The sequence below is a fragment of the Blastomonas sp. genome (genome assembly GCF_030373265.1).
In the GTDB taxonomy this organism is placed as follows: Bacteria; Pseudomonadota; Alphaproteobacteria; order Sphingomonadales; family Sphingomonadaceae; genus Blastomonas.
The window spans coordinates 1-12,372 of the sequence record NZ_JAUCZC010000045.1 but is presented as its reverse complement, the minus strand read 5'-3'; the positions used below and the strand labels follow the sequence as shown (position 1 = coordinate 12,372).

The following is a 12,372-nucleotide window of genomic DNA, read 5'->3' as shown; positions in this document are numbered from 1 at the left end:
GGCCGCCCGAGAACATCGAGGAAATGGCCAAGAAGCTCGAGCAGGAACTGCTGGGCTGATAGGATAGCCCTGCCGCGTTTGTTTTCGGTCCCCCGCGAAGGCGGGGGCCCATCTCCTGGCAGATGGGCTTTCAGATCGACCGGACAAACAACGCGATAGGGAAGGAGATGGACCCCTGCCTTCGCAGGGGACCGGCTTCGTTAAGAGTTCGGCATCGGCGGTGGCCGTTAACACCGCCAGGACCGGGGTACCTCAGACGGCCCCCTTACGAACGGAGTACTGAAAAATGCGTCACGGAATTGGCAAGCGCAAGCTGCAGCGGACCAGCTCGCACCGTATCGCGATGCTGCGCAACATGGCAGCCTCGCTGATCAAGCACGAGCAGATCACCACCACGCTTCCCAAGGCACGCGAACTGCGTCCTTACGTCGAAAAGCTGATCACGCTGGCCAAGCGCGGCGGTCTTTCGAACCGTCGTCTGGCGATGGCGCGCCTGATGGACGAAACCCAGCTCGCCAAATTGTTCGACACGCTCGCACCGCGTTATGCCGATCGTGAAGGCGGCTACACCCGCGTTCTCAAGGCCGGTTTCCGCGCTTCGGACGCCGCCCCGATGGGCATCATCGAACTCGTCGACCGCGACGTCAGCGCCAAGGGCCAGGATTCGGGCCCGGTGATGAGCGACGAAGACGAGTACGAAGGCGCGTAACAGTATCACACGATACCGGATTGCCAGACAGGCCGCGAATGTGCACATTCGCGGCCTGTTTTCGTTTGTCCAATCAACACATTAAAGGATCGCACATGCGCAACCGCGCCATTCTTGCCGCTTTGCTGGGAACCGTCGCCATGACCCTGTCCGTACCCTTGGTCGCTCAGAACGCCCCGTTGTCCTATCCCCAGACCGAGACGGTCGACACCGTCGACGAACAGTTCGGCGTCAAGGTCGAAGATCCCTATCGCTGGCTGGAAAACGATGTCCGGGTCGATCCCAAGGTCGCTGCCTGGGTCGAGGCGCAGAACAAGGTAACCGACGGCTATCTGGGAACGCTGCCGGGCCGCGAGCAGCTCGCCGAGCGGATGCGCGCGCTGTATGACTATGCGCGCACCGGGGTGCCTGAGGTGGCGGGCGGGCGCTATTTCTTCACCCGCAACTCCGGCTTGCAGAACCAGGCGGTGCTGTATGTCAAGGACAGCGCCGATGCGCCAGAGCGGGTGCTGATCGATCCCAACGCCTGGGCCAAGGATGGCGCGACCGCGCTCGATTCCTGGGTGCCCAGCGAGGACGGCAGCAAGCTGATCTATTCGATCCAGGACGGCGGCAGCGACTGGCGCATTGTCCGCGTGCTCGATGTCGCCACCGGCAAGCCGCTCGAGGACGAGATCAAATGGGTCAAGTTCTCCGCGCTCGAATGGGACAAGGCGGGCCAGGGCTTCTATTATTCGCGCTTCCCCGAGCCCGACAAGGAGGGCGAGTTCCAGTCGCTCAACACCGATCAGGAAATCCGCTATCACACGCTGGGCACGCCGCAGAGCGCCGACCCGCTGATCTATGCGACCCCCAAGGAGCCACAGCTCAATCATGTCGCGCAGGTTGCCGATGATGGCAGCTTCCTGCTGGTCACCTCGTCCTCGGGCACCGACGAGCGTTTCCGGCTGACGATGATCGGTCTGGGCGAGGCCAAGGTGCAGCGCGTGATCGTCCCCGAGCTGCTCAACGACTGGCAGATGATCGGCCTGGCGCAAGGCCGCATCTACTTCGTCACCAACAAGGATGCGCCCCGGCTGCGCGTGGTCTCGATGGCGATCGACGGCGACGAGGGTGCGCTGGAGACGGTCGTTGCCGAGGGGGAATCGGTCATTTCGGGCGCCTCGCTGGTCGGCGGCCGGCTGGTGGTCAATTACCTGCAGGACGCGCGCAATGTTGTGAAATTGTTCGATCTGGCGGGGCAGCTACAGGGCGACCTCCCGCTGCCGGGGATCGGTTCGGTCGGCGGCTTCGATGGCGATCTGGACTCGAAGGAAACCTTCTTCTCGTATTCGAGCTTCAACCGCCTTACGACGATCTATCGCTATGACCTGACCTCGGGCCAGGTATCGCCCTGGGCCGAGCCGAAGCTGGCATTCAACCCCGAGGATTACGCGGTCGAGCAGCGTTTCTATGCCAGCAAGGATGGCACCAAGGTGCCGATGTTCATCGTCCGCAAGAAGAGCGTCACGGGCCCCGCGCCGACCTTGCTCTATGGCTATGGCGGCTTCAACATCTCGCTCACCCCCGGCTTCTCGCCGACGCGGCTGGCGTGGCTGGAGCAGGGCGGGGTCTACGCGCAGGCCAGCCTGCGCGGTGGCGGCGAATATGGCAAGGCGTGGCACGATGCCGGGCGGCTCGCCAACAAGCAGAACGTGTTCGACGATTTCATTTCGGCGGGCGAGTATCTGATCAAGGAGGGCGTCACCGGTAAGGACCAGCTCGCGATCGAGGGCCGCTCGAATGGCGGCCTGCTGGTCGGCGCGGTGGTCAACCAGCGACCCGATCTGTTCAGCGCGGCGCATGCCGCGGTGGGCGTGATGGACATGCTGCGCTTCGACCGCTTCACCGCGGGGCGCTACTGGGTTGATGACTATGGCTATCCCAACAAGGAGGCCGACTTCAGAACGCTTATCCAGTATTCGCCCTATCATACTATTCGGAAAGCTGATTATCCTGCGGTGATGGTGTCGACCGCCGACACCGATGACCGCGTCGTCCCCGGCCACAGCTTCAAGTACACCGCGAAGTTGCAGGCGACCGAGGCCGGCGACAAGCCGCACCTGATCCGCATCGAGACGCGCGCGGGGCACGGATCGGGCAAGCCCACCGACAAGATCATCGAGGAATTCTCGGACATCTACGCGTTCCTCGCGCATTTCACCGGGCTGAAGATCGCGGGCGAGTAAGCCATTTTTCCCCTCCCGCTTGCGGGAGGGGCAGGTCCGGCTTGCCCGACCGGGGCGGGCCTGAGATTTACGACGGTACAGGCCCCACCCCGTCTTCGCCTGCGGCTCAGCCACCCCTCCCGCAGGCGGGAGGGGAGAGGAGCGTGCCTTGGCCTCTCCCTTGATGGGAGAGGCGCCCCCATTGGCCTCTCCCTTGATGGGAGAGGCGCCCCCATTGGCCTCTCCCTTGATGGGAGAGGCGGCGAGACTTGGCAGCTTGCTGCCTAGTCGCAGCGGTGAGGGTGATGGTGCGGCTGGGCGCTGACCGCGCGGCGACGCACCGATTGTACAATCCGGAGAGATCCACCCCCACCCAACCCTCCCCCATCGAGGGGGAGGGCTATAATCGCCCCACCGTTATCGTTCATATAAGTTGCCACAAACCTGAACAAATCCTGTCAGCGCAATTCAGGATAGCCACAGCGGCGAATCGCTATCTCCTCCAGGGTGACGCCGAAACGGTCGGCGAACGGAACCAGACGGAGGAGACCCAGGATGTTCGGTAAACTTTTGCTCGGCCTCGCCGCTTTCGGCTCTGCCGCCCTTTTCGCCAGCCCTGCCGACGCGCAGTGGCGCGGTGGCCCGGGGTTCGGGCGCGGCGGCCCTCAGCAGGCGGTGAACCAGTGCACCCGCGCGGTGCAGGCTGATCTGCGCCGCTATGGCCGCTTTGGCCAGGTGACCGATATCCGCCGGGTCAACGACACCCGCTTTGGATACCGGGTGCGCGGCCGGGTCGTGGTCGAGCAGCCGCGTGGCTATCGCGTCAGACTGAACCGCGGAAATTTCGATTGCATCGTGGATCGGGGCCGGGTGCGTGATGTGCGTCTCAGGGGACTCGGCAATTTCCGCTAAGACTCACGCGCGTAACGGGCTCCCTGGCGGTTCAGCGTGGCGACAGGCTGGACCGCCTAAACAAACAGTTAAACCGAGGTACAGCGCGCCGCGCCTTGGCCAAGTACGTGAAAGGCATAGGATATGTTGAAAGCACTGACAGGTCTGGGCGCCGTGGGCGCGATGATGGTCACAGGGTTTGCGCCTGCCATGGCCGCACCGGTGTCCGCCGTAGTGACGCCCTCGGGCGCCAGCCATTACAGCGCGCTCGCCGATCTCGCCTGGGATCAGGGCGACGAGCAGGCCGAGCAGTGGCGCGGCGGCTGGCGCAACCGCAGCTGGCGTGGCCGCAACCGTGGTGTCAGCGGCGGCGATATCCTCGCCGGCGCGCTGATCATCGGCGGGATCGCAGCGGTGGCCAGCGCGGCCACCAACTCCAGCCGCAACCGCAACGGTCCCAACGACCGCTACAGCTATAACGACGATGTCCGTTCCGCCTCAAATCAGTGCGGCGCGGCAGCAGCAGCACAGTCCGGCTTCGGATCGCGGATCGAGCGCATCGACAATGTCGTGCGCGAGGGCAATGGCTGGCGCGTCGAGGGCCTGGTCGGCTCGCGCAACCAGGGCGTCGACAGCTTCACCTGCGGCATCAGCTTTGGCCGGATCGACTATGTCCGCTTCAACCGCGCCAATGGCGCGTGGGGCGCTGGTCCGCTGGGTGTCGATGGCCAGGTCTATGGCGATGCCGGCGACCCGTCTTATGTGCCGCCCTATCAGGGTGACGACAGCTTTGTGTATGATCAGGACGGCAATCCCTTTCCGCCCGAATGATGTTCGCTTTACCGGAGGCGGGTGGCGTTAGCTGCCTGCGTCCGGGACCAACCCCTGCGGCGCGCTTTGCCCCTTCGCGCGTCGCAGGGGTAACTGTATGAGGGGAAGGCGCTAGCTTTCGGTATTGCCGCCGCGATATGCGGGCAGCGCGATATTGTAGCGGATTGCAAGACCGCGCAGCACGAACCCTGCCACCGCCGCGATGATCGCGGCCACCGGGCGGTCAACCTCGATCAGCCGCAACCCGACATAGAGCCCCGATGCCAGCGCCGCAGCGGTGACGTAGAGCTCGGGGCGCAGGATGATCGACGGCTCGCCCGCCAGAACGTCGCGGATGATGCCGCCGACGCACGCGGTGATCACCCCCATCATCACCGCCGGGAGCGGATCGATGCCGTATTGCAGCGCCTTGGCCGCGCCGAACACGCCATAGGCGCCGAGCCCGGCCGCATCGAACCAGTCGAGCATCTTGCCCTGCCACCAGCGTTGCGGGGTCAGCCACAGCAGCACCGACACCGCCAGCACCACCGCCAGCACCGACGAATTGACGATCCAGAACACCGGCGCGCCGATCAGCAGATCGCGCACCGTCCCGCCGCCGACCCCGGTGACGAGGGCAAAGAAAGTGAAGGTAACGAACGTCTGCCGCTTGGCCGCCGCCGCCAGCGCGCCCGAGGCAGCAAACACCGCGATCCCGAACATGTCGAGCGTGCCCAGAATGGTGCCAAAATCGAACGCGGGGAGGGGGGTGGTCATGGGGAAGGGCTTTAGGCGATCAGGGCGGGGATTTCACCTGCGATCTGCTCTCTCCCCTTCAGGGGAGAGCAGATGGGGGTGCGCCGCAAACTCACCCCTACCGCTTGCGGGAGGGGTGGACGAGGCGGAGCCGAGGCCGGGGTGGGCCTGTTATGCTGGAAGTTGCAGGCCCACCCCGGTCCGGCAAGCCGGACCTGCCCCTCCCGCATGCGGTAGGGGAGAGGTTCAGCGCATCTCCGCCTCTCCCTAGATGGGAGAGGCAGCGAAACTTGGCAGCTTGCTGCCTAGTTGCAGCGGTGAGGGTGAGGGTGCGGCTGGGCGCAGCGACGCAGCATTCATGCAATCCGGAGAGATCACCCCCACCCAACCCTCCCCCATCAAGGGGGAGGGCTTTAGGTGTTCTGCGGGTCAGATATGGATCGGCTTGCCCTGTACCGCCATCGCGGCTTCCTTGAGTGCTTCGCTGTGCGTCGGGTGGGCGTGGCAGGTGTAGGCGATGTCTTCGGAGGTGCCGCCGAACTCCATCGCCTGCGCGGCCTGCGCGATCATCGTGCCGCCGAGCGATGCGATGATCCAGACGCCCAGGATGCGATCGGTCTTGGCGTCGGCGATCACCTTGACCATGCCGTCGCCCTCGTGGTTGGTCTTCGCGCGCGAGTTGGCCATCATCGGGAACTTGCCGACCTTGATCTCGCCGCGCTCCTTGGCCTGTTCTTCGGTCAGGCCGACGCCGGCGATCTCGGGCATGGTGTAGACCACGCTCGGGATGATGTCGTGGTTCACGATGCCCGTGAGCCCTGCGATGTTCTCGGCCACCGCAATGCCTTCATCTTCGGCCTTGTGCGCGAGCATCGGGCCGGGAACGACATCGCCGATCGCCCAGATGCCGGGAACCGCGGTGCTGAAGTCATGCTCGATCTCGACCTGGCCGCGGCCGTTGACGCTGAGCCCCGCCTTGTCGAGCGCGAGCCCATCGGTGTTGGGACGCCGGCCGATCGACACCAGCACGACGTCGGCCTCGATGGTTTCGGTATCGCCGCCCGCTGAAGGCTCGACCGAGAGCATGGCCTTGCCGCCCTCGACGGTGGCGCCGGTCACCTTGGTCGACAGCTTGAACTCGATGCCCTGCTTCTTGAACAGCTTGAGCGATTCCTTGCGGATTTCTCCGTCCATGCCGGGCAGGATCATGTCGAGATATTCGACCACGGTGACCTTGGCGCCGAGGCGCTTCCACACCGAGCCCAATTCGAGCCCGATCACGCCGCCGCCGATGACGACCATATGGCCGGGGACCTTGGCCAGCTCGAGCGCGCCGGTCGAATCGACGATGATCTGTTGCTCATTGTCGACCGTGATGCCGGGCAGCGGGGTGACCGACGATCCGGTGGCGATGACGATGTTCTTGGCGCGATAGCTCTTGCCGCCGACATCGACGGTGTCGGTGCCGGTGAACGCGGCGCGGCCCTTGATCCATTCGACCTTGTTCTTCTTGAACAGGAACGCGATGCCGCCGGTCAGGCCCTTGACCGCATCGCGGCGCTGCGCGTGCATGGTTTCGAGATCGAGTGTGACCGATCCCTTGATGCCCAATTTGGCGAGCTTGCCGCTGGCGGCTTCCTCGAACAGTTCGGACGCGTGCAGCATCGCCTTGGAGGGGATGCAGCCGACGTTGAGGCAGGTGCCGCCCAAAGTCTCGCGGCTCTCGACGCACGCGGTCTTGAGGCCCAATTGCGCCGCACGGATCGCGGCGACATAGCCACCGGGACCGGAACCGATCACCAGAACGTCGAAATCATAGTCAGCCATTTTCAAACTCCATCGTGCGCCGGATGTAACCGGGCTACGTTTGCAATTCCATCCCCGTCATTCCCGCGAACGCGGGAATCCCGCTTCGCGATGCCGGAGAGGAAAAGCGGGACCCCCGCCTGCGCGGGGGTGACGAGGAATATGTCTCGCCGGTTCCGCGCCTGCGCGCCACTTACCTCACAAATCGATCAGCAAACGCGTGGGATCCTCGATCGCTTCCTTGATCCGCACTAGGAACGTCACCGCCTCGCGGCCGTCGATCAGACGGTGGTCATAGGACAGCGCCAGATACATCATCGGGCGGGCCTTGATTTCGCCATTGGGCATCACGACCGGGCGCTGGTCGATGCGGTGGAGGCCGAGGACCGCGCTCTGCGGGGGGTTGATGATCGGGGTCGACATCAGCGAACCGAACACGCCGCCGTTGGAGATGGTGAACGTGCCGCCCATCATCTCGTCCATCTTGAGCGTGCCGTCCTTGGCGCGCTTGCCGAAGTCGGCGATGGTCTTTTCAATGCCGGCGAACGACAGCGTCTCGGCGTTGCGGATCACGGGGACGACCAGGCCGTTGGGCGCGCTGACCGCGACCGAGATGTCGGCGTAGTTGTGATAGACGATTTCGTCGCCGTCGATCTGCGCGTTGACCGAAGGCACGTCCTTCAGTGCCAGGCACGCGGCCTTGGCGAAGAAGCCCATGAAGCCCAGCCGGATGCCGTGCTTCTTTTCGAACAGATCCTTGTACTTGGCGCGCGCCTCCATCACCGCGGTCATGTCGACGTCGTTGAACGTCGTCAGCATAGCGGCGGTGTCCTGCGCTTCCTTGAGGCGGCGCGCGATGGTCTGGCGGATGCGGGTCATGCGCACGCGCTCGGTCTCGCGGCCGGCGTCTCCGCTGGCGGCAGGCTTGGCTGCGGCGGGCGCAGGCGCGGGCGAGGCAGCCGGAGCGGGCGCAGCCTTGGCGGATTCGGCCGCGGCGAGCACGTCTTCCTTGGTCAGGCGGCCATCCTTACCGGTGCCCTTGATGCCGGTGGGGTCGAGGCCATGCTCGAGCACCAGACGGCGCACGGCGGGCGACAGGCTCACCGGCTCGCCCGAGGGGGCGGGCGACGGAGCAGGCGATGGCGCAGGTGAGGGCGCGGAGGCGGCGGGGGCAGGGTCGGCCTTGGCGGCAGCAGGCGCGGGCGCAGGCGCGGGGCTTGCGCCGCTGCCCGATGCCTCGATCGTCGCCAGCAGCGCGCCGACCTGAACGGTGTCGCCCGCGGCATACATCTGCTGGCCCATCACGCCGGCGGAGGGTGCGGGGACTTCGACCGCGACCTTGTCGGTTTCCAAGCTGGCAATCGGCTCATCGGCCGCGACCGTGTCGCCGGGCTGCTTGAGCCACTCGCCGATGGTGGCTTCACTGATCGATTCACCCAGAACCGGGACTTTGACTTCGATGCTCATGGTTCACAAACCTTCATCACTGTCCGCTTCAACACGCGGAAACAATTGTATATTCAGTTGGTCGGTCAGCTGCGCTGACGGCGGATTTCCTCGCGGACATCATGGCCCAGCGCATCCGCGATGAGCGCGCCCTGTTCGGCCTGATGGCGCTTGGCAAGACCGGTGGCGGGCGATGCCGCCGCGATCCGGCCCGCATAACGCGCGCGCTTGGGTCCGACACCTGCGTCCTCGAGGCATTCCTCGATAAACGGCTCGACGAAGAACCAGCTGCCGTTGTTGCGCGCTTCTTCCTGTGCCCAGACGACCTCTTCGAGATTGACCATGCGCTTGAGGCGGATGGTCAGCGGCTCGCCCGGGAAGGGATAGAGCTGCTCGAGCCGGATGATCGCGGTGTGCTTGTCGCCGGCGGCATCGCGCGCTTCCATCAGGTCGAACGCGACCTTGCCCGAGCACAGCACCAGCCGCTTGACGTCCTTGTCGTCGGGCTGCCTGGGATCGGACAGGATGCGCATGAAGTGGCTGTTGCCGCAGAAGTCCTGCGTCTTGGACACCGCCATCTTGTGCCGCAGCAGCGACTTGGGCGTCATGATCACCAGCGGCTTGCGGAACGGGCGGTGCATCTGGCGGCGCAACACATGGAAGTAGTTGGCCGGCGTGGTGATGTTGCACACCTGGATGTTGTCGCCCGCGCACAACTGCAGGAAGCGTTCGAGACGCGCCGAGCTGTGCTCGGGGCCCTGGCCTTCCATGCCGTGCGGCAGCAGCATCACCAGACCGTTGGCACGCAGCCACTTGGCCTCGCCGCTGGCGATGAACTGGTCGATCATGATCTGCGCACCGTTGGCGAAATCGCCGAACTGCGCTTCCCACAGCACCAGAGTCTTGGGATCGGCCATGGCATAGCCATATTCGAAGCCGAGCACGCCATATTCGGACAGCGGGCTGTCGAGCACCTCGAAGCGGCCATGCGGCACCTGTTCGAGCGGCAGATAGCGTCCGCCGGTGTTCTGGTCGATCCACACCGCATGGCGATGGCTGAACGTGCCGCGGCCCGAATCCTGGCCGGACAGGCGGACGGCATAGCCTTCCGACACCAGAGAGCCGAACGCCAGCGCTTCGCCGGTGGCCCAGTCGAAGCCTTCGCCCTTGTCGAACATCTCGCGCTTGGCATCGATCACCCGGCGCAGCGTCTTGTGGACCTCGTGGCCTTCGGGGACGCCGGTCAGCGTGCGGCCCAGGCTCTCGAGCAATTTCTTGTCGATGCCGGTTTCCACATTGCGCCGGGAATATTCGGGATCGGCAGGCGCGTGCAGCCCCGACCAGCGTCCGGCAAACCAGTCCGCCTGATTGGCCTTGTAGGTCTTGCCGGCCTCGAATTCGACCTCGAGATTGTCGGAGAAAGCCTTGGCGGTGCCGTCGATCCAGTCCTGCGACACCACGCCCTGCCCGATCAGGCGGTCGCCATAGATCTTGCTGACGCGGGGATGCTTGCGGATCTGCGCATACATCAGCGGCTGGGTGAAGCTTGGCTCGTCGCCCTCGTTATGGCCAAAGCGACGGTAGCACCACATGTCGATGACGACATCGCGGTGGAAGCGCTGGCGGAAGTCGATCGCCATCTTGCAGGCAAAGGTCACCGCTTCCGGATCGTCTCCATTGACGTGCAGGATCGGGGCCTGAACCCCCTTGGCGACGTCCGAGGGATAGGGCGAGGAGCGCGCGAACTGCGGGCTGGTGGTGAAGCCGATCTGGTTGTTGACGATGAAGTGGATGCAGCCGCCGGTGTTGTAGCCGCGAATCCCCGAAAAGCCGAGGCACTCCCACACGATGCCCTGGCCCGCAAAGGCCGCATCGCCGTGCAGCAGCACCGGCAGCACCTGGCTGTGATCGGTCAGGTCGTCGCGGTTGACCTGCTGCGCGCGCACCTTGCCGAGCACCACGGGATCGACCGCCTCGAGGTGCGAGGGGTTGGGGACCAGCGACATGTGCACGCTGATGCCGTCGAATTCGCGATCGGTGCTGGTCCCGAGGTGATATTTCACATCGCCCGAGCCGGCCACGTCATCGGGGTTGGACGAGCCGCCCGAAAACTCGTGGAAGATCACGCGATAGGGCTTGGCCATCACGTTGGCGAGCACGTTGAGGCGGCCGCGATGCGGCATGCCGTAGACGATTTCCTTGAGGCCGAGCTGGCCGCCGTACTTGATCACGGCTTCGAGCGCCGGGATCATCGATTCGCCGCCGTCGAGGCCGAAGCGCTTGGTGCCGACGTACTTCTTGCCGAGGAAGTTCTCGAAGGTCTCGGCCTCGATCACCTTGGAGAGGATCGCCTTCTTGCCGTTCTCGGTGAACTCGATGCCCTTGTCGACGCCTTCCATCCGGTCCTGGAAGAAGCGGCGCTCCTCGACGTCCGAGATGTGCATGTATTCGAGGCCGACCTTGCCGCAGTAATTGGCACGCAGCGTGTCGATCAGCTGGCGCACGGTGGCCTTGTCGAAGCCCATCGTGCCGCCCAGGAACACCTCTTCGTCCATCTCGGCGGCGGTGAAGCCGTGATATTCGGGGGTCAGGTCGGCAGGGATGTCCTGCTGCGACAGGCCCAGAGGATCGAGATCCGCCGCCAGATGCCCGCGCACCCGGTAGGTGCGGATCAGCATCATCGCGCGGATCGAGCGGTCCGCCGCGCGCGCGATCGCTGCTTCGTCCACCGGCTTGCCGCCGCCCTTGGCCGCATCGCGAATCGCGGCCTTGACCGCGACCTGCATCTGCATCGGGTCGAGCGCCGCGGTCAGGTCATCGCCATCGCCCAGCGGCCAGTTGTCACGCTGCCAGCTCGGGCCTGCCTGCGGGGCCTCAGCGGGATCGAAATCATGTGCGTCGTAGGTCATCTGCTTCTTCCAATTGCTCGCCGGTCCCCTGCGAAGGCAGGGGCCCATCTTGAGACCTCACCCAAATACCCACCGGCCGTTTTGCGGCGGCCCGGTCAGGAGATGGGCCCCTGCCTGCGCAGGGGACCGTCAAGAGCCTATTGTTCCAACTGCCACCACAAATCGCGCCAATCGGGATTCAACTCTTCAATCGCGCGGACTTTCCATGCCCGCTTCCATTTCTTCATCTGCACCTCGACCAGCCTAGCCTGGTGCAGGTCTTCAAACGCTTCGTACCAGACCAGCCTGGTGCATCTGTGCTTCTTCGTGAACCCCTCGATCTGGCCGCTGCGGTGTTCCTCCACCCTGCGCGCCAGATCGTTGGTCACACCGATATACACCGTGCCGTTCTTGCGGTTGGCCATGATGTACACATAGCCGTCCCGCATCATCCAAACCTTTGCCCTCTTACGGACCCCTGCGAAGGCAGGGGCCCATCTCCTAAGCTGGCCGTCCGATGCTCCGTCTGTTCCATCCCGAACCGTCCGGAGATGGGCCCCTGCCTGCGCCGGGGACCAGCTACCGGATGAGGGTAATCAACGTCAGACCGTCTCGAGCAGTTCCGCGAGCGTCGTGCCGAGCAGCGAGGGCGAGGGGGACACGCGGATGCCCGCTTCTTCCATCGCCGCGATCTTGTCGTCCGCGCCGCCTTCGGCGCCCGAAACGATCGCGCCGGCATGGCCCATGCGGCGGCCCGGAGGTGCGGTCTTTCCGGCGATGAAGCCGACCATCGGCTTCTTGCGGCCGCGCTTGGCTTCGTCCTTGATGAACTGCGCGGCTTCTTCTTCGGCGCTGCCGC

Annotated in this window: 9 protein-coding genes and 1 pseudogene; 4 read left to right on the top strand and 6 right to left on the bottom strand. The window is 64.8% G+C overall.

Translation table 11 applies throughout. The annotated features are described in order from the left end of the window. The first annotated feature begins 286 nt into the window (after positions 1-286). From rplQ to QUV11_RS16660, 4 genes are all read left to right on the top strand, one after another. Positions 287-709: a 50S ribosomal protein L17 gene (rplQ, locus tag QUV11_RS16675; protein WP_300884078.1), complete on the top strand. Its 423-nt coding sequence runs from the start codon at positions 287-289 to the stop codon at positions 707-709. A 95-nt stretch (positions 710-804) separates the two neighbouring features. Beyond that, on the top strand, positions 805-2,937 hold the full coding sequence (locus tag QUV11_RS16670) for a prolyl oligopeptidase family serine peptidase (RefSeq protein ID WP_300884077.1): 2,133 nt from the start codon (positions 805-807) through the stop codon (positions 2,935-2,937). Positions 2,938-3,471: 534 nt separating this feature from the next. Next, entirely contained in the window at positions 3,472-3,828 is a 357-nt protein-coding gene (locus QUV11_RS16665; RefSeq protein ID WP_300884075.1) for a hypothetical protein, read from the top strand. A gap of 123 nt (positions 3,829-3,951) precedes the next feature. After that, the gene (locus QUV11_RS16660) at positions 3,952-4,638 is read left to right on the top strand and encodes a hypothetical protein (RefSeq protein WP_300884073.1); all 687 of its coding nucleotides are present in this window, start codon (positions 3,952-3,954) and stop codon (positions 4,636-4,638) included. Between the two features lie 111 nt (positions 4,639-4,749). Here QUV11_RS16660 and QUV11_RS16655 read toward each other — a convergent pair whose 3' ends face one another. The 6 genes and pseudogenes from QUV11_RS16655 to QUV11_RS16630 all read right to left on the bottom strand — a co-directional run. Further along, positions 4,750-5,394 (bottom strand): trimeric intracellular cation channel family protein, encoded by a 645-nt coding sequence (locus tag QUV11_RS16655; protein ID WP_300884072.1) that lies wholly within the window; start codon positions 5,392-5,394, stop codon positions 4,750-4,752. A gap of 408 nt (positions 5,395-5,802) precedes the next feature. Beyond that, positions 5,803-7,200 (bottom strand): dihydrolipoyl dehydrogenase, encoded by a 1,398-nt coding sequence (lpdA, locus tag QUV11_RS16650; protein ID WP_300884070.1) that lies wholly within the window; start codon positions 7,198-7,200, stop codon positions 5,803-5,805. Between the two features lie 177 nt (positions 7,201-7,377). After that, positions 7,378-8,646: a 2-oxoglutarate dehydrogenase complex dihydrolipoyllysine-residue succinyltransferase gene (gene odhB / locus QUV11_RS16645; RefSeq protein WP_300884069.1), complete on the bottom strand. Its 1,269-nt coding sequence runs from the start codon at positions 8,644-8,646 to the stop codon at positions 7,378-7,380. Positions 8,647-8,711: 65 nt separating this feature from the next. Next, positions 8,712-11,534 (bottom strand): 2-oxoglutarate dehydrogenase E1 component, encoded by a 2,823-nt coding sequence (locus QUV11_RS16640; protein WP_300884068.1) that lies wholly within the window; start codon positions 11,532-11,534, stop codon positions 8,712-8,714. 137 nt (positions 11,535-11,671) lie between these two features. Continuing rightward, the gene (locus tag QUV11_RS16635; RefSeq protein ID WP_300884067.1) at positions 11,672-11,965 is read right to left on the bottom strand and encodes a GIY-YIG nuclease family protein; all 294 of its coding nucleotides are present in this window, start codon (positions 11,963-11,965) and stop codon (positions 11,672-11,674) included. Positions 11,966-12,115: 150 nt separating this feature from the next. Continuing rightward, positions 12,116-12,372: pseudogene (locus QUV11_RS16630) on the bottom strand (succinate--CoA ligase subunit alpha); the annotation flags it as partial.

Bases quoted from the DNA above. Each gene is read 5' to 3' on its own strand.
- QUV11_RS16670 (WP_300884077.1), top strand. From the start codon at position 805: ATGCGCAACCGCGCCATTCTTGCCGCTTTGCTGGGAACCGTCGCCATG.
- QUV11_RS16655 (WP_300884072.1), bottom strand. From the start codon at position 5,394: ATGACCACCCCCCTCCCCGCGTTCGATTTTGGCACCATTCTGGGCACG.
- QUV11_RS16660 (WP_300884073.1), top strand. From the start codon at position 3,952: ATGTTGAAAGCACTGACAGGTCTGGGCGCCGTGGGCGCGATGATGGTC.
- QUV11_RS16635 (WP_300884067.1), bottom strand. From the start codon at position 11,965: ATGATGCGGGACGGCTATGTGTACATCATGGCCAACCGCAAGAACGGC.
- rplQ (WP_300884078.1), top strand. From the start codon at position 287: ATGCGTCACGGAATTGGCAAGCGCAAGCTGCAGCGGACCAGCTCGCAC.
- odhB (WP_300884069.1), bottom strand. From the start codon at position 8,646: ATGAGCATCGAAGTCAAAGTCCCGGTTCTGGGTGAATCGATCAGTGAA.
- QUV11_RS16665 (WP_300884075.1), top strand. From the start codon at position 3,472: ATGTTCGGTAAACTTTTGCTCGGCCTCGCCGCTTTCGGCTCTGCCGCC.
- lpdA (WP_300884070.1), bottom strand. From the start codon at position 7,200: ATGGCTGACTATGATTTCGACGTTCTGGTGATCGGTTCCGGTCCCGGT.
- QUV11_RS16640 (WP_300884068.1), bottom strand. From the start codon at position 11,534: ATGACCTACGACGCACATGATTTCGATCCCGCTGAGGCCCCGCAGGCA.